Annotated in this window: 16 protein-coding genes; 6 read left to right on the top strand and 10 right to left on the bottom strand. The window is 46.1% G+C overall.

Annotated features, from left to right (window positions below; genetic code table 11):
* Positions 1–86: 86 nt before the first annotated feature.
* Entirely contained in the window at positions 87–1,862 is a 1,776-nt protein-coding gene (locus ACMUEV_RS29530; protein WP_190650205.1) for a hypothetical protein, read from the bottom strand.
* 510 nt (positions 1,863–2,372) lie between these two features.
* Here ACMUEV_RS29530 and ACMUEV_RS29525 point away from each other — a divergent pair.
* A complete protein-coding gene (locus ACMUEV_RS29525; protein WP_017285649.1) occupies positions 2,373–2,996 on the top strand; it encodes a M23 family metallopeptidase in 624 nt (207 codons plus the stop codon).
* 38 nt (positions 2,997–3,034) lie between these two features.
* Here the strand turns inward: ACMUEV_RS29525 and hslO are convergent, their stop codons facing one another.
* Positions 3,035–3,931, bottom strand: a complete 897-nt coding sequence (gene hslO / locus ACMUEV_RS29520) for an Hsp33 family molecular chaperone HslO (protein ID WP_017285650.1) — start codon at positions 3,929–3,931, stop codon at positions 3,035–3,037.
* A gap of 118 nt (positions 3,932–4,049) precedes the next feature.
* A complete protein-coding gene (locus ACMUEV_RS29515) occupies positions 4,050–4,832 on the bottom strand; it encodes a PspA/IM30 family protein (protein WP_190650208.1) in 783 nt (260 codons plus the stop codon).
* A gap of 252 nt (positions 4,833–5,084) precedes the next feature.
* Here ACMUEV_RS29515 and ACMUEV_RS29510 point away from each other — a divergent pair, with 252 nt between their 5' ends.
* Positions 5,085–5,651, top strand: coding sequence for a Uma2 family endonuclease (locus ACMUEV_RS29510; protein ID WP_190650210.1), 567 nt, complete (start codon positions 5,085–5,087; stop codon positions 5,649–5,651).
* Here the strand turns inward: ACMUEV_RS29510 and ACMUEV_RS29505 are convergent.
* Together ACMUEV_RS29505 and ACMUEV_RS29500 are read right to left on the bottom strand one after the other, a co-directional pair.
* Positions 5,648–6,256, bottom strand: a complete 609-nt coding sequence (locus ACMUEV_RS29505; protein WP_190650212.1) for a Uma2 family endonuclease — start codon at positions 6,254–6,256, stop codon at positions 5,648–5,650. The genes ACMUEV_RS29510 and ACMUEV_RS29505 overlap by 4 nt on opposite strands.
* Positions 6,257–6,435: 179 nt before the next feature.
* Positions 6,436–6,837 (bottom strand): transposase, encoded by a 402-nt coding sequence (locus ACMUEV_RS29500; RefSeq protein WP_316429096.1) that lies wholly within the window; start codon positions 6,835–6,837, stop codon positions 6,436–6,438.
* 122 nt (positions 6,838–6,959) lie between these two features.
* Here ACMUEV_RS29500 and ACMUEV_RS29495 point away from each other — a divergent pair, with 122 nt between their 5' ends.
* Entirely contained in the window at positions 6,960–7,331 is a 372-nt protein-coding gene (locus ACMUEV_RS29495; RefSeq protein WP_190650214.1) for a hypothetical protein, read from the top strand.
* 26 nt (positions 7,332–7,357) lie between these two features.
* Positions 7,358–7,591, top strand: coding sequence for a hypothetical protein (locus tag ACMUEV_RS29490; RefSeq protein ID WP_190650216.1), 234 nt, complete (start codon positions 7,358–7,360; stop codon positions 7,589–7,591).
* 386 nt (positions 7,592–7,977) lie between these two features.
* On the opposite strand, the gene ACMUEV_RS29485 is transcribed toward ACMUEV_RS29490, so the two are convergent.
* A complete protein-coding gene (locus ACMUEV_RS29485; protein WP_190650218.1) occupies positions 7,978–8,682 on the bottom strand; it encodes a phosphatase PAP2 family protein in 705 nt (234 codons plus the stop codon).
* Positions 8,683–9,049: 367 nt separating this feature from the next.
* On the opposite strand from ACMUEV_RS29485, the gene glgX reads away from it, so the two are divergent.
* Positions 9,050–11,176, top strand: coding sequence for a glycogen debranching protein GlgX (gene glgX, locus ACMUEV_RS29480; RefSeq protein ID WP_190650220.1), 2,127 nt, complete (start codon positions 9,050–9,052; stop codon positions 11,174–11,176).
* A 153-nt stretch (positions 11,177–11,329) separates the two neighbouring features.
* On the opposite strand, the gene ACMUEV_RS29475 is transcribed toward glgX, so the two are convergent.
* From ACMUEV_RS29475 to ACMUEV_RS29460, 4 genes are all read right to left on the bottom strand, one after another.
* Positions 11,330–12,697, bottom strand: coding sequence for a DUF2330 domain-containing protein (locus ACMUEV_RS29475; protein WP_190650222.1), 1,368 nt, complete (start codon positions 12,695–12,697; stop codon positions 11,330–11,332).
* Positions 12,698–12,707: 10 nt separating this feature from the next.
* Entirely contained in the window at positions 12,708–13,520 is an 813-nt protein-coding gene (locus ACMUEV_RS29470; RefSeq protein WP_190650224.1) for an RnfABCDGE type electron transport complex subunit D, read from the bottom strand.
* 308 nt (positions 13,521–13,828) lie between these two features.
* Positions 13,829–15,094 carry an OFA family MFS transporter gene (locus tag ACMUEV_RS29465; protein WP_190650225.1) on the bottom strand — a complete coding sequence of 422 codons (1,266 nt, stop codon included), beginning with the start codon at positions 15,092–15,094 and terminating at the stop codon, positions 13,829–13,831.
* A 161-nt stretch (positions 15,095–15,255) separates the two neighbouring features.
* Complete coding sequence (locus ACMUEV_RS29460) at positions 15,256–16,650, bottom strand: malic enzyme-like NAD(P)-binding protein (protein ID WP_190650228.1); 1,395 nt, start codon at positions 16,648–16,650, stop codon at positions 15,256–15,258.
* A gap of 88 nt (positions 16,651–16,738) precedes the next feature.
* On the opposite strand from ACMUEV_RS29460, the gene ACMUEV_RS29455 reads away from it, so the two are divergent.
* Positions 16,739–17,179 carry an SRPBCC domain-containing protein gene (locus ACMUEV_RS29455; protein ID WP_190650230.1) on the top strand — a complete coding sequence of 147 codons (441 nt, stop codon included), beginning with the start codon at positions 16,739–16,741 and terminating at the stop codon, positions 17,177–17,179.
* Positions 17,180–17,249: the final 70 nt, after the last annotated feature.

Raw genomic sequence — 17,249 nt, 5'->3', positions numbered from 1 at the left:
CCTAGACCCTTTGCAGGCACTCTTTATGAATTCACAATTGATAGAAATCAGATCTTCTGCACACAAGCACCCTGAAACGATCGTGCTTACGCTGCCCCGACTACTCGCCAATTTTGAGCGGGGCGAGGAGCATTGTTCACGACGACTCCCGATGCAAAATCTAGATCATCGAGATACCAAATCCCTTGCTCACCCGTCTCAAAGTTTTGCCAAATCAAATCAGCATGACCATCATCATTGAGATTCTCAGTCTTGACGAGCTTCCAAGGTGAATTACTGCCGAGCTTTGGCGCATTCTCAACCATGCCACTATAGCTAAAATCCTTGCCATCTAGAATCCAGAATCCGGTTTCATCTATCACCTCGTTCCGCCATAGCAAATCCAAATAGCCATAGCTATCCACCGCATCAATCAGCTTCCATTGTGAATTGCTGCCTAACACAGGTGCACCTGACACAAATTCACTCCCAACAAACTGATAGTTCGCGTCGAATGTCCAAAGAGCAGTTTCATCCGTTGCTTGATTTCGCCAAACTAAAGTTGTTTGATCACAATCCCCTAAGAAAACGTGCGAGATTAGCTCCCAGCTAGAATTACTGCCCAGTTTCGGTGCGCCTCCTAAGAACGCACTGGACACAAACTGATTGTTTTGTATCGTCCAGACTCCAGTTTCGTCAGTCACTTGATTGCGCCAGAGATATTGAATACCACCACCCGGTTTGGCGATCGCATCAATCAGCGTCCAAGGAGAATTCGGCGGAATTGCGGGTGCGCCCTCGATGCCACGACCATTAATAAAGGTTGCACCGAGCGGATTGCTCTCAATGTCCCAAGTGCCACTAGTATCATCACTGTCATTTGCCCAAACTAGAGTATTGGTCGAGGGCGCTTGAGTGCTTGCAGCAGACTGCGGGATGACCGTTGGAAGTTCTTCTAAATCGATCGAAACAACCCCTACAATTTGCCAATTTGCATCTGGACGAGGTGCATTTTTGATGAATTCACTCGACGTGAAGTCTGACCCATTCAAAAACCAAACAGCTTGCTCGCCGCTCGTGCGATTTTGCCAGATCAAGTCCGCGCTCTTGTTGCCATCTACATCGACAAATTTTGCGAGTTCCCAGGGCGAATTACTGCCCAGTTTGGGAAGATTTGCCACAAAAGCACTACTACTAAAGTTTGAGCCATCAAACTTCCAAATCGCAGTTTCATCGGTCGTCTGGTTGCGCCAGAGCAATTCTAATTGATTGCCATTCCCGAGTGCATCAATGAGCTGCCAAGCAGAATTTGCGCCAAGTCCAGAAGCATTTTCCAAGAAAGCTCCAGACTGAAATACGCCTGTTTCATTGAACTTCCAGATAGCCGTTTGATCCGTAACCTGGTTACGCCAAACGAGAGTTGGGCTATCGGAGATCGTTACACCGCCTACGAGTCTCCAAGGAGAATTGCTGCCCAAAGATGGGGCACCTGTGAGCAAAAATCCGTCTTCAAAGTCTATTCCATCTACCGTCCAGATGGCGGTTTGATCGGTAACAGCATTGCGCCACAGTAACGTGTTCTCACCGCCTGTAAACCCACCTGCATCAACCAGTTTCCAGTCAGAGTTACTGCCGAGCGGCGGCATGTTTCTAAATGCTGCACCAATTTGAAAGGTTGTGCCTTGAATGCCCCACGCCCCAGTCTCATCAAGTGCATCATTCCGCCAGATGAAAGCGGTAGCTCGACTTTGAAGTAATGAAGATTTAGAACCTGATGCAACTGGATCTTCAAAATCAGGTGCACTGTGCCCACATCCGTATTGACTCGTACTTAAAGATACTGCCTCGCTGAGTGGAGACTTCACTTCAAGAGATGTTGTCATAGCAATTGTTTCTACCGTAATTAGAACAGAACTAGCGATAGTTCTAGGCTGATCATAGGGTTGAACCTAATAGTTCGGGTGTGAAGTGTATATGAAATCACATTAAGCAGTAGTGAAATCACGGTTTTTTTACGCTGACTCTTCCTAGCCCCCGTAAAGATTCGCTTGTCTTGCAATTCGCCGTAGATTGATAAATTGATCAAATCTTCAGCCATCTACTTTATCGATTCAAAAATCACTTGGTGACTTTAACGAATGATGAGGGTACGACTGAATTCATACAGCATTGACTAACTACTCATTATTTTTGGAGAAATATAAAGAATTGATGAGGCAACCGCAATATAACGGAAAAAATTCGCGCAATTTTGCAGGAAAATACGAAGGCTGTGAAGATTTTTTGTGATTAAATGACCTTGACTGATTTTTGTCTAACGCTATGTTTCGCTGCGCAACAAAATCAGTGCAGTTCGCATCTGCCGATAACTCTTCACACACAAGGAGAAAAGAATGGCGCAAGGATGGAGGTCTTTACTTGTTCAATCACGGTTCGCATTGAAACGATTCTGGGTCGTTCTGGTCTTGGGATTTTTAGGTGCGATCGCATTGTCCTGGGGTCAACATGGCTTACTCGCGATCGAGGCGAATTTACAAGCGACTGGCAATAGCTGGCAAGGCGCGTCATTCCCACTTGAAAATTTTCAAGGGTATACTTCTCCATTTGGCTATCGAATGTCTCCCGATGGTTCTTACAGCCGTGAATTCCATCGGGGTTTAGATATGGCAGCACCAGAAGGCAGCTATATTCGCAGTTGGTGGACGGGCAAGGTTGTTGAAGTTTCAGACAATAGCGCCTGTGGAACTTCAGTAGTCATTGAATCGGGTTCCTGGGAGCATATTTACTGTCATATGCAAGGCTCAGCCGGTCGGGACGGGCAAGGCAAGTATATTCAGTCCGGTGATGTCCGTATCTATGAAGGTCAGATGTTGCCAGCAGGTGAACGAATTGGTCGGGTCGGTATGACCGGACGCACAACAGGACCCCATTTACACTGGGGGTTGAAATACTCAAGCCAATGGGTTGATCCAGCACTGGTGCTGCGAGCTATGTATGCCGAGCAAGGCAGAGGTTAATTGCGTTTAGATTGAGATCGCTCGCACCCTCTACAAAATTAATTTGCTGTTTTCAGTTCATCGATCAACTGTTCTAGTTGGTCGATGTTTGCTTTGTAGACTTCGCCACAGAAATGACAGGTGGCTTCTGCACCGTTGTCTTTTTCGATCATGTCGCGAAGTTCGGCTTCTCCTAACAGTTTGAGTGCGCCTAAAACGCGATCGAAAGAGCATCCACAGTGAAATCTTACAAGCTGCGTTTCTGGAAAAATTTCTAAGCCCATATCTCCAAGCAGTTCTTCAAAGATCATGGGTAGGGTTTTACCCGCTTGTAGGAGTGGTGTAAATCCTTGCAGGGAAGACAGTCGAGATTCGAGCAGGGCAACTAATTCGGGATCGCTTGCTGCTTTGGGCAAGATCTGAATCAATAATCCGCCAGCAGCTTGCACGCCATTTCCGTCTACAAATACTCCTAAGAAGAGAGCGGAAGGCGTTTGTTCAGACGTTGCGAGATAGTGAGTGAGATCATCTCCAATTTCACCGGAAACGAGTTCAACCGTACTCGAGTAGGGATATCCATAGCCTACATCTCGAATGACATAGACGTAGCCATCTTTCCCGATCGCGCCCCCGACATCTAATTTGCCTTGAGCATTGGTTGGCAGTTCGACCTCTGGATTATCGACATAACCGCGCACGGTTCCATCTAATCCCGCATCGACCATCAGCCCACCCATCGGGCCATTGCCTCGAATGCGAATGTTGACGCGCGATTCTGCTCGTTTCATACTCGATGCCAGCAATAGCCCTGCTGACATGGTTCGACCTAGTGCTGCGGTTGCAACATAAGATAATTTGTGACGCTGCCTCGCTTCTTCACAGAGACGGTTTGAAATGACTCCGACTGCTCGAATTCCACCATCTGCGGCAGTTGCCCGTATTAACTGGTCAGCCATGAAAATCCTTTTCGTTACATCCGTTTGCCTTTCTAATTGTAACGAATGATGAAGGCTAAAAAGTAGGGAGTGAGGAGTCTACTCCCTACTCCCCACTCCCCACCGCCTTACGCTTCGACTAAAGGTTATCTAACTGTTTCTTCAAGTCTTCCAATTCTGCATCAACGGCTGCATCATTGGGTGCTTGAGTTGTCTGAGACTGAGGCGCAGCGGTTCCGGGAAGCGATTGCTGGGGTTGGGCTGAACCTGCGAGCATTTGTTGTTTCATTGCTTCGAGTTCGAGATCGACATCGCCGGATTCGAGTGCTCGGAATTGCGATTCTAAGTCGGCTCCAGCCAATTCTGCGGCGGCTTGTGATCGCGCTTCTAGCTGTAATACTTTGTCTTCCATGCGCTCGAACGCAGCCATCGCTGTGTTGGTGCCCATGTTGTTGACCATGCCTTGCAGTTGCTCTTGCGCTTTGGCAGCACTCGCACGAGCTTTGAGCATGTCTTTTTTCGTCTTCGCCTCGGAAATTTTGCCTTCGAGTGCGATCAGACTCCGCTTAAGCGTATCGACTTGACTCGACTGGGTATCGAGTTGGGTTTTGAGCGCGGTTGCGGTTTCGGTGTGGGTTTTCTTGCGGGTCAAGGCTTCACGGGCTAAGCCTTCATCCCCTTTTTGTAGCGCTAATTGTGCCCGCTGTTGCCAATTATTGGATTCAGTTTGGGCTTGGTTGTATTGCTGTTGTGTCCGTTTTTGAGAAGCGATCGCTTGCGCCACGGCTTGACGAAGCTGAATCAAATCTTCCTGCATGTCGATGACGGCTTGCTCCAGAATTTTTTCTGGATCTTCTGCCTTGCTCACCATGTCGTTGACATTGGAGCGGACAACTCGGCTAATGCGGTCAAATAATCCCATAGTTCTTTCCTTCTGGCGTTTCTTAGAGTTCAATTGCCGTTATTTATACGGTAGCCCACACCATTGATTTTGCAGCACTTCCGTATGGTTTGCACTGCGGAGTGACCCAACTTAATTTCTTGTAGGATCGAAACCTGCCGAGTATGCAAATTACACAGCCTCTTCTAGTCTAAAAACTTCAGGAGAAAATCGCCTCGTTCCGCAGAATTTTTTTCGCGTTTGATTAAACTAAAGTCAGAATCCGGAGGTTTTATGGTGCAAGCACAAGAGAGACGATACTCGCCGGAAGAGTATTTAGAGCTAGAAACCGAAGCTGAGGCGAGAAGTGAATATCTAGACGGTAAGATTATCCCGATGACAGGCGGAACCCCAAATCATAATCGAATTGCAGGGAATGTCTATGCAGCCCTAAATTTTGGGCTTGAGCAACCCTACGAAGCTTTTTTCACGGATATTAGATTATGGTTGCCGCAGAGGAAGATTTTTACGTATCCAGATGTGATGGTTGTGAAAGGATCGTTAGAGTATTTGGAAAAACGTAAGGATACGATTACAAATCCTTTGGTGATTGTGGAAGTGCTGTCAGACTCGACAAAAAACTACGATCGAGGTGAGAAGTTTGAGTTTTACAGAACGGTAGAAAGTTTTCAGGAGTACATTCTGATCGATCAGTACAAAATCCATGTTGAGCAATTCTCAAAAACCGGAACGCGAAAATGGAGTTTGGAAGAATACGAAGATGAAAATGATACGTTAGCATTTACTTCGATTCCGTTTCAGATGTCGCTATCGGCAATCTATAAGAAGGTGGAGTTTTAGCGATCGAGAACTTCGCCAGCCGTTAATCGCAAATTTGGAAACGTTGGAGATTCGATCAAATCATTGCCGCGAAATTGCTTGAATTGATATTCTCCGCTTTCATCCAAGGTATAAATGCTAAGTGTTGGAGTTTTCGGATTGCCAATGAACCGTTTTCCGCCGAGTGCAGCATAGTCTACAATCCAATACTCAGGAATTCCGAACGCTTCATACCCTGCAAGTTTGGTTAAATAATCATCTCGCCAATTGGTGCTGACTACTTCGACGATTAAACGAATTGAGGCGGCTCTTTCGATGACGGATTCTCGTTCCCATCGGGGTTCATCTGCGATCGCGATTTCGTCTAGTACGATGATGTCTGGCTCATATCCGGATTGATCTAGCACTTTGACGATGCACTCTTTGGGAATGAAGTAGGGGAGTTTTGCTTGTCGAATTGCAGATCCCAAGTCAAACGCCAAATCACCAGAGACTCGTGAATGCCTTCCTCTTGGCTTTGGCATCTCGACAATCACTCCATTGTGTAGTTCGTAGCGAATTCCGGTATTCTCTGGATACCAAGCGATGAACTCATCAAAGCTAATCGGTTTTTCAAGTGCTTGCATGATTGAAAACCTTGATTCGTCTACTGTTAGGATACTCGATCGCCGATCGAATCTTCAGCTTGAAAGAAATCTGCAATGTTTGAGAAATACGATGCAGTTGTGATTTAAATTATGGGCTAAATCGTGATTTGAATTACGGGTTGTTGACTAGTGCATCTGGGCGAAAATAAAGCAGCAGCTTAGTGGGGCTTCGGCTCAAAGCCCTGAAACTTCCAGTTGAACGGCTTTGCCATCGTGCAATTGAAGTACCGGATGAAGGCTCGAATCTGCTGCTTGAGATCCTCAGTGGAAGTGAAGTTGCCGCGCCGAATCAGTCGTCTGGTCAGAATACTAAACCAACATTCAATTTGATTGAGCCAAGAGGTATGTTTGGGCACGTAGACGAAGCGAATGCGATGGGTTGGATCACTCAGGAAAGCAGAACGTGAAGCCATCGAGTGTAGGATGCCCGACTTACCCTTGATACCCAAATCCAGGTCTAACTGACAACAGGTTGCCACGAGTCGAACTAAGGAAGCAGATTGATGAGTGTTGAGTTGATCCAGCACAAAGATCCAACTCGCTTCTGGGTCAGTCTCAATCGTATGTGCGATGTGATTGGCAAAGTCGAATTCGGCGCGGGTCGCACCGATTAAAACTTGTCGGATGCCGCCCTGTGCAATCTGCCAAGTAAGGCGTTGAAGCAGAAGTATATCTCACTGCCATGCAGGACGCGATCGAGAACCTTGAAGACACCCGTGATCTAGAAGAATCAGAAGTACTAACAGGCGACCGCATATTTGATATCGCCACTTTTGAGCAAAAAGTTGTCCTGCTCTACCGATGTCTCTCCGCATTTCTTGATCCAACGATCGAGCCGCCGACGCTGACAAATGTCATTGAAGCTGCTGCTTATTTTCCTTTCGCGTTTCTCCAGATGCGGCTCGGAGATGAGATTTACTTGGAGAAGGAGGGACTCAACGAAGAGGAAAGCCTGAAATATTTTTATCGGAATTTAGTCTGGCGAGGATTTGAAAAATATCTTTTGAGCAATTGGCAAGCGGGCAAGAAGAATTTGGGTTTGATGAAGAATTAGATACCTTCCATTCACACTCAGATAATTTGAGTCTTTGGCATACGCTTGTAGATGAATTGGTCGATCGCATCTTCTGGGATCGCGACTGGGCATTAACCTCAAATCATCCAGAGGTGCTGGATGGCATAGAAGAAGAGTTGAGCAAACCACTTGGACTAGATAACTATTTCACGAATCGTCTGCCTCAAGTCACTTTAGAACAGGCAGAAGTCGCGATCAACGAAATTCGGAATTGGAAATTAAGTGCCTCAACCGAATAAACCTCAAATATCCTTACTTTAGGGTTCAATGGGGACGAATAAACCAAGCCGTAAATTGTGGCTTAAATCCTTACTCTTACTGCCTTACAGTGATTGAGATAAAACTGCGTGCAATGTCGATTGAGATAAGCTACAGTTCTTTCCATCGTTAGTTTTGGAAATCAATCGGATTCGATTCGTAATCGAAAGGTCATGGGTTCAAATCCCATCATCGGCTTTCTGTTGTTGTACTGTAGGTTCGCATACCAAGCTAGTTCCTACTTTCATTCAGCACCGCACCTTGGATTTGTAGCTTGATCGTATCGGTTCAGCAGTGATTACCCCAGCATTGATATCAGCTTTCAAGGGAACGCATTCTTAAAAGGCGAATTTTAAGGAAGGGTGGTTCAGCGAGAATGTAGAGGAACATTCCGCCATTGTGGATTAATCAGTAAGCTCACGCCGATTGCCCAAGCGATCGAGATAAGCCAACCTGCTAGGATATCGCTCGGATAATGAACACCAAGATAGAGACGAGTCCACGCGATCATCAGGACAAATAAGCCTCCTAGCAGCAATACCCACCAGCGCCATTTTGTTTGCCAAGTTAGAATGATCAGTACTGTCACAAACGTCATACTTGACATAGCGTGTCCACTGGGAAATCCGTAGTCAAATTCTGGTGCAGGCGACTGCCACAAATGTGGACGGACACGATGTAAAAGCAATTTTGCAGTTCGGTTGATCACAATACTGCCTGTTAAAGTTGTGATCAGATATGCAAGTGCATACCACCATCGTCGAAACAGCAAAAACACCCCGACTCCGATCGCAACCGGAAACACTCCCCAAAAGACTCCTAGCTTTGTCAGAAAAGTTGCGATCGCATCAAGCCAGGGATTGTTTACTGAATGGACTGCCAGCAGAATCGGCACGTCCCACGGAAAGCCACCCTGATTTTCCCACACATCCTCTGCTAGCTCTCCAAAAATCAATAGGGGCAGTAACACGCCAATGAGTAGCATGAGTAACGCGCCTCGGCGAGCAGCTAGCAAGTGCTTGAGAAATTCTAGAAAAGCTTGGAGCAATTGCTTGACATCAAAATTGAACATGCATTGTCTCAAGTGTGTGAAGTGCTTCTCGACTGAGCAAAGCTTGACCTGACTTCACCAATGTAACGTGACTTGTTTGGGTGCTGTTCACAATTTGGGCACTATTTTAGATGTCCTACTCAGACGCGCTCTACGAGGCAAAATCTTACATGTAAGAAAAAATCAAATATTTTTGAATGCTATAAAATGAGCCACTCCTTGAGATAGAAATTAGCTTGTCCTCCTGGTAGATGAGAAGTCAGCAGTCTACCTCTTACACTGAAGCGAGTGTTAAGGACGCTTGCAAGATATTAGATATCAATTCTTGGATGACTACATCATTGTGTGAATATCCTAAACTGCTTTTAATCATGATAGTTGAACGACTATGAATGCACCCATTTGGACAGGAAAAGTCTATCCGCTTGGCGCGACCTGGGATGGTAAAGGAACTAACTTTTCACTATTTTCTGAACATGCGACATCTGTGGATCTTTGTTTATTTGATCAACAGGGTTTAGAACAGCGTTTACCTCTCTATGCGGGTGAAAATTTTATTTGGCATGGATATGTCCCTGGAGTTGCGCCTGGGCAGCGATACGGCTTTCGCGTTTATGGGGCTTGGAATCCTCAAGCTGGGCATCGATTTAACCCCAATAAACTGCTCATCGACCCTTATGCAAAAGCGATCGAGGGCGATGTTCAACATGGTGAAGCAATTTTTAGTTATCGTTGGGACGATCCAGATGCGGATTTAGGTTTTTCTGATTTGGATGATGCCCATCTCGTTCCGAAGTGTATTGTTGTCGATCAAGCTTTTGATTGGCAAGGAGATCAGTTATTACAAACGCCTTGGAACCAAACTGTTATCTACGAAATGCACGTTAAGGGATTTACAAAGCAGCATCCTGAAGTGCCAGAGACATTAAGAGGAACTTATGCAGGACTTGCACATCCAGCAGCGATCGCACATCTCAAATCTCTGGGTGTGACCGCGGTTGAACTCATGCCTGTGCATCATTTTCTATCCCAGCCTGGGCATCTTGCTGGCACAGGATTAAGTAACTATTGGGGATATGATTCGATTAATTTCTTTGCACCTTACTCCGGGTATAGTGCCGATCAAACTCTCGGTGGACAAGTGCGGGAATTTAAACAGATGGTGCAAGCTCTGCACCAAGCTGGGATCGAAGTCATTCTAGATGTTGTTTACAATCACACAGGCGAAGGCAATCATTGTGGTCCAACGCTATCTCTACGGGGGATCGATAATAAAAACTACTACCGTTTAGTTGAAGGCAACGAGCGGTACTACATGGATTTTACAGGATGCGGAAATTCGCTGAATGTTCAGAGTCCACAAGTGCTGAAGCTGATCATGGATAGCTTGCGCTACTGGGTTACAGAAATGCATGTGGATGGCTTTCGCTTTGATTTGGCATCTGCACTTGCCCGAGAGCTTTACGCAGTGGATAATTTGGCATCGTTCTTTGACATTATTCACCAAGATCCGATTCTAGCTGGAGTCAAATTGATTGCAGAACCTTGGGATTTAGGAGATGGCGGATATCAAGTTGGCAATTTTCCGGTACTGTGGTCAGAGTGGAACGGGCGCTATCGAGATGAGATGCGAGATTTCTGGCGGGGGCAGGATGGTAAGCTTGGTGAGTTTGGTTATCGATTTACGGGCAGTCCTGACCTTTATCAATCGAATGGCAGACGACCTCATGCCAGCATCAATTTCATGACGGCTCATGATGGTTTCACGCTCCGCGATCTTGTGAGCTACAACGAGAAACACAATGAAGCCAATGGCGAAGACAATCGAGACGGTGAAAGCCACAATCGCTCTTGGAATTGTGGTGTAGAAGGTGAGACAGATGATGTGGAAGTAATGCGTCTAAGAGAGCGACAACAGCGCAATATGCTCACAACGCTGATGTTATCTCAAGGCATTCCGATGATTGTGATGGGCGACGAGATGGGTCGATCTCAGTCTGGAAATAATAATGCTTACTGTCAAGATAATGAACTGTCTTGGCTGGATTGGGAGTTATGCACTTCTCAGTCTGATCTGCTCAATTTCACGCGAGAGTTGATTCATTTCCGTCAAGCACATCCCATTTTCCGGCGGCAGCGGTGGTTTCAAGGGCAGGCGATTCATGGATCGAGTGTGAATGATATTGCTTGGTTTAATCCCGATGGGCATGACATGACCGAGGAACAATGGTGCAATGGATATGCAAAAGCGATCGCTGTGTTTTTGAATGGAAGTGAATTGCCCGATCGCGGTCCCAAAGGTGGACGGATTCGAGATAGTAGTTTCCTATTACTGTTTAATGCGCATTGGGAAATGCTAAATTTTGTCCTACCGACTCGATTACGCCAGCGGAAATGGTCTGCGCTGATTAATACAAAAGAGCCAAGCTTTACCACTGAGAAGATTCTGTTTACAGGAACGAAAAATGTTCCAGTGATGGGTCGCTCATTAGTTGTCCTACAATCCGGAAGCTAACTCCTTAGTAGTTCCAATCATTCATTGCAGGAGGGCTAGTAGTTGACCATATTAATCTCGCAGAATGGGGAATGGAGAGATAGGGAGAACTAAGACCTAGACGGCTTCCTATCTTCCTATTCCCCCACTCCCCTATCTCTCCATATAACGTTCCTACATACCCGCGATCGACATCAATGCATCTTGCCACCAAGGGAGTTGGCTCTGAACTCGCGGTTGTTTTTTGCGAATCTCATCAATGTTCCAGCCTGTGAGACGTGCTAGCGTTTGGGCTTGTTCTTCAAACCGTTGGCGCAGCGATCGCTGATAGCGTCTTCCAGCAGGACAATCTGTTTTACCGTTGAAAGGATGCCGCAAAACATAGCGTCCTTGGAATGTTTCTTGCTGATTCGTTTCTTGGAACATTAGATCTTCGGGGAACTTATCGCGCGTGTAGCGAACATGCAGTCGTGTGATAAACACATCAGAGCTTACAACTGGGCGACGACGACCACGAGGCATCACAACAGGTTCAGAACCTTCTAGCCAGAACACCCCGGCTTGCTTCAATTCTTCAGGATTGAGAGGCTCAGCCGAACAGGGATCACAATTGCCCATATTCCAGGCATATTCTAGAAAAGCAACTTTGCGATCTTCGCGATCGTAGCTTTTCTCAAACATTGATTTGTAGAAGTGACTAAACTCATCTTTGACAAACAACGGAACTTCAGAATCAGAAGGAACCTTGACCGTTCTGTAATTAGTTACCTCAGCCTGACCTTTGGGAGACAGGATATAAACAATCAAGTCTTGAGCCGCCTGAGCATTGATCATCCCTAATCGAATCGGGAGCATAAACCGGGGCGAATCATAAGTAATCTGTAAGGGACGAAGAGATTGAAATCCAGCTTTATCAAACTCATCAAGATTGACTTTCGCAACAAAGAATTTGAGCTTTTGGCGAATGTAAGGCTTTAAGAGCTGCTTTGCCCCACGCGGAATCTTATAGCCATTTTCAACTAACCAAGTTTCTAATCCCCCCGATTCTTTTGCGCTTAAAATCAGAATGTCATATTCCCCAACGGTGAATTTTGCTTCTACAGTGACTCCTAGCGAGCCTTGACGACTCCGAACAGCTTCATTTGCTTCACTCATTGGTGCAGATGGCATGGGCATCCGTAACACGCGATCGTCGAGCGTTTCACACGGATCTGGATCAAAATACTCAACTAATCGAGGTGCGCTAAATGCATCTAATCTCTCGATAATTTTAGGGTCGCTGACTTTAACTTGCTCTTTCTGTAAAACGACTGGTACGGGAACCACGATCGCAAAATCTTTGACCTCACCCTGATAGTCATTTGCCATCGTCAAAACAGTGTGATCGCCACTTCGAGCGATCGCGACTTGAGAAGCTTGGTTATAGAGTTTTGCATCTGCTTTCGCAACATAGAATCCACAAAACGCCCAAGCTTTTGGAACAAAGAAAAAGCAACTCAGACCAATAATGAGCAATGCACATAAAATGCGAAATGATTTCATAGCATATTCCTTAGATTGATAAAGACTCAGTCGTAGCTGCACTCTGTTCCCACGAGAAGCGAGAATCAGGAAAGATTTTATCGATGATAATGCTAAGCGGAGCCAGTGCAAACAATGCCCAAAACACTGCTGTCGAGACAAAAAACTGATTTCGCAAAATGAACGTCAGGACTGCGATCGCACTTGCCCAAATGACTCGCCCAATCTGAGAATTCGGAATGGTTCGAGGATCAGTAATCATAAATAAGGAAAACATCAAGAGCGATCCACTCATCAATCGATGCCCCCAGACATCCCAAGTCCAAGCTAAGTAGTAATTCCGAATCGCTTCTAATCCGCCATACATTGCAAGAAACGCGATCGTCGTATCCCATCTGCCAACTCGCTTGAGGACTAATCCCCCCGTTGCCAAAAACAGTGCTGCATACCAGCCCTCTTCACCCCACTGCCCTGGCGAAACCCAAGCATCCGAAGTAAGCAATAAGGCTGTAATGATGCCAAAATTTCCCGGATTAAAGAGATGCTTCTCTCCAATCCGCAGGATAAATTTACTAGCAATTGCAGCAGAACAAGCAAGTACGATCGTTAGGTAATGATCTGCTCTCAATAGCACGCTCATCCCCAAGGCTGTAACCAATGCGCTGGGGAAAGATTGAGTAAAGGATTGCTCTGAGATTCGAGTCATCAGCCATTGTGATCCGAGACAGGTCACGATCGCAGTTCCAACCATACTCAGATGTAATGACCAATCTCTCGTGACAATGCCAACGAGTAAAAACAGTGAAAGAAAGAGAATTTGATAAATTCGAGCATCTTGGAACATGAGGCGACCCTTCCGCGTCAGGTTGGATAGCGCCTATTATCAGACTCTCTAAAGCAAAAAAATGATGTCGTTACCGATTAAGAAACGACATCATTTTTTTATGAATTGTTCTGCATTCTCAAGGAAGATTGGCGAAATATAGCAGTCCCAAATTGATCGTGAAATGCACAGTCTGTTGTGCCCCCTAAATCCCCCAAACTTGGGGGACTTTGAAACTGGGAAATTTTGAGGCTTCAAAGTCCCCCAGAATGGGGAATTTAGGGGACGTTCCCGGATTTCACAACTCAAATCGGATTGCTATAGTTCTGTTAAACGTTCTCTTGCACTATTGGGCGAATCGAATCGCACTTCAGCATTGAGCTAGCAACAATGATGCCCACGATCGCAAGCAGCGCCATCGGATAAAACGCATATGTATAGGTTCCCAACCAATCTCGAATTCTTCCAGTTGCCAAAGTTCCGACTAAAGCACCGACTCCATAGGCAGTAAATACAATCCCATAGTTTTGAGCATATTGGTCAGGATGGAAAAATCGCAAAGTGATCGTTGGAGCCATTGCTAACCATCCGCCTAGACAAAACCAAAAGAGACAAAAAGCAATCAGATACCGTGCAACTTGCCCTGGCTGAGCATTTGCCATGAGAATACAGGCAATCAGAATGAGGGTATAAGATGCGATCGCGACACGATGAGGCTGAAAGCGATCGCTTAACCATCCAAACAAAGGACGACTCATGCCATTAAACACTGCAAATAGCGCAACGCTACTCGCTGCGAATTTTGGATCAATGTTGATCATCTCTTCACCGACTGGGCTAGAAATTCCAATGGCACTTAGGCCAATCAACGTTGCGATCGCATAGCAAATCCAAAGTCCATAGAACGATCGACTTTTGAATAAGTTCGCTGGATAAGTTCGGGCAGAGATCGTCGTTGAAGCAGCTAAATCTCTCTGAGGGTGCCAATCTTTAGGCGGTAATTTCAGGGTGCAAGCGATTGCTAGAATCAAGATCGTAAAAATGATCCCAAGTATCCGTAAAGTCGGTCGAACGGTGTAAATGTCAATGAGTTGATTTGCTAGGGGCGCAGTAATTAGAGGAGAAAGCCCAAATCCAACGATCGTGAGTCCAACGGCTAACCCTTTCTGATCTGGGAACCACCGAGAAACGACAACCATCGGGACACCGTAAGCGATCCCAACTCCCGTACCAGCGATCACTCCATAGGTCAGCACCATCATTTCAATTTGATGGACAAAGCTCGAAAGAAGATAGCCGCAGCCGACAATGATTCCTCCAATTGCCGTCATGGTGCGAGTTCCAAGCTTAGAAATGTAGAACCCTGCGATCGGCATCAGCGCAGCATAAAAAACAAGCGCCACAGTAAAAGGTAATAAGCTTTCTGTTGCGCTAATGTTCAGTTCACTTTCTAAAGGCTTTCTAAAGACGCTCCAAGCATAAATACTGCCCAGACATAGCAGAACACTCATCCCTAATGGAAGAAGTAGCCATCTTCCCTGGTCAGCAGGCAGTCCAAGCACTTTCAACTCAGACTTGTGAGTGAGAATCTTCATAACTTATTGCGAATAGTGGACATGTAATCTCTAGAACATTGACAATCTGAATGAATTCAGTTGTTGCTCAGTCCCCGCAATCCGCTGTTATTGTACTGACTCTTCCACTAAGGATAGAAAATGTTCGGAAAGTTTTAACTCCTAAAGTCCTAAGAAATCATTTATCCCTGTGCGACTCCATCTTCTCTCGCAGCCCGCTGAACTGCCGCAGCAACCACCTTCGCCACCCGCTCATCAAAGACAGAGGGCACAATGTGTTCTCGATCGAGTTCATCGGTTTTGATGAGAGACGCGATCGCTAAAGCTGCCTGCAAATACATATTTGTCGTAAAGGTCGAAGCACGACAATCTAATGCCCCACGAAACACCCCCGGAAATGCCAACACATTGTTGATCTGATTCGGGTAATCACTGCGCCCGGTTGCCATGACTGCAACATCATTTTTGACCAGTTCCGGCTGAATTTCAGGGATCGGATTTGCCATCGCAAAGACGATCGGATCAGTTGCCATCGATTTCACCATCTCCGGTGTCACGACTCCAGGCGCACTCACGCCCAGAAAGACATCTGCACCTTTCATCGCATCGGCTAAGTTACCCGATTGATCAACTGCAAAGCTGCGTTTTTGAGGATTCAAATCCGTGCGATCGTTCGACAAAATTCCTTTCGAGTCGCACATGATGATTTCATTCGCTCCGTCTTTCTGAAGTAACGTTGCGATCGCAACTCCCGCTGCGCCTGCGCCATTGATCACGATCCGCACGTCAGACATGTTCTTGTTGACAAGTTTTAGAGCATTTGTGAGTGCAGCAAGCGTGACGATCGCAGTTCCATGCTGATCATCATGAAAGACAGGAATATTCAACTCTCGCTGCAATCGTGCTTCGATCTCAAAACATCGGGGTGCAGCAATATCTTCTAAATTCACACCGCCAAATACAGGCGCAATCCGCTTAACGGTTTCGACAATTTCATCCGTATCTTGAGTCGCAAGACAAATCGGGAAGGCATCCAATCCCCCAAATTCTTTAAATAGCATCGCTTTGCCTTCCATCACAGGCATTGATGCTTCCGCGCCCAGATTTCCTAATCCCAACACTGCGCTGCCATCGGTAACGATCGCCACCATGTTTCCCTTTACTGTTAATTCGTACACGCGGTGCGGTTCTTGTGCGATCGCATTACAAATCCGTCCGACCCCAGGAGTATAAGCCATCGCGAGATCTGCCTGACCTCGCAGGGGTATCTTACTGACAACACTAATTTTGCCGCCTCGATGAAGAGTGAACGTACGATCGTACACATCGAGCACTTTAATGTGAGGGAGATCTTTGACCGCTTGCACGATCGTTTCTGCATGTTCAGCACTCGCCGCATCGATGGTGATATCCCGCATCGAAATGGCGCGAGTCTGATCAATCAAATCAATCTGTCCCATACTGCCACCCAGTGTAGAGATTGCTTGGGTGACACTGGCAAGCATTCCCGGACGATTCGGAACCTCAAAGCGGATAGTCAAGCTAAAACTGGAATTAGGGGTAAGAAGATCTGACATGGATTGTGTGCGTGATTTGCGACTCGGCAAATCTTACCGCAATAAAGGGTCACGAATTGTTAATTGCGATCGTCTGAGGACATGATTTATGCCGAGTTTGTACACCGAAGTTGAAATTAATGCCGCTCGATCGCAGATCTGGCAAATCCTGATCGCCAAAGAACGCTGGAAATATTGGAATACTTTTTTATTTGACTGCGACCCAAATCGCCCGTTTATTCAAGGACGGGATGTTTCATTGTCAGTTTTAAGATCGCCCGGAGAAGATGAAATTCAATTTCGCCCGATCGTCACTTTAGTTCAACCTAATTACTGTTTGAAGTGGCTTTCTTCGATTCCCGGTTTGCACAATGAGCATGTGTTTGAGCTACAAGACATCGGAATGAATCAAACACGATTTTCGTATCAGCAAAATTTTTCTGGGACGTTTGCCCGTTTTTTGCTGCCTTTTATTCGTCAAGAGGAACGAAAAGGGATTCAGCGGATGGCATGGGAATTGAAGCGCTACGCTGAAAAGCTCGGATCATGACATCAATATTGGAAGCAGTGGGGAGTGGGGAGTGGGGTGTTTTAACACAAAAAAATGGAGCAAGCTGAAC

Origin of the sequence: Leptolyngbya sp. FACHB-1624 (genome assembly GCF_047649235.1) — a bacterium.
GTDB lineage: Bacteria > Cyanobacteriota > Cyanobacteriia > Leptolyngbyales > Leptolyngbyaceae > Leptolyngbya > Leptolyngbya boryana.
Note: the sequence above shows the minus strand (reverse complement) of the source record. Positions and strands in the feature narration are given on the sequence as shown.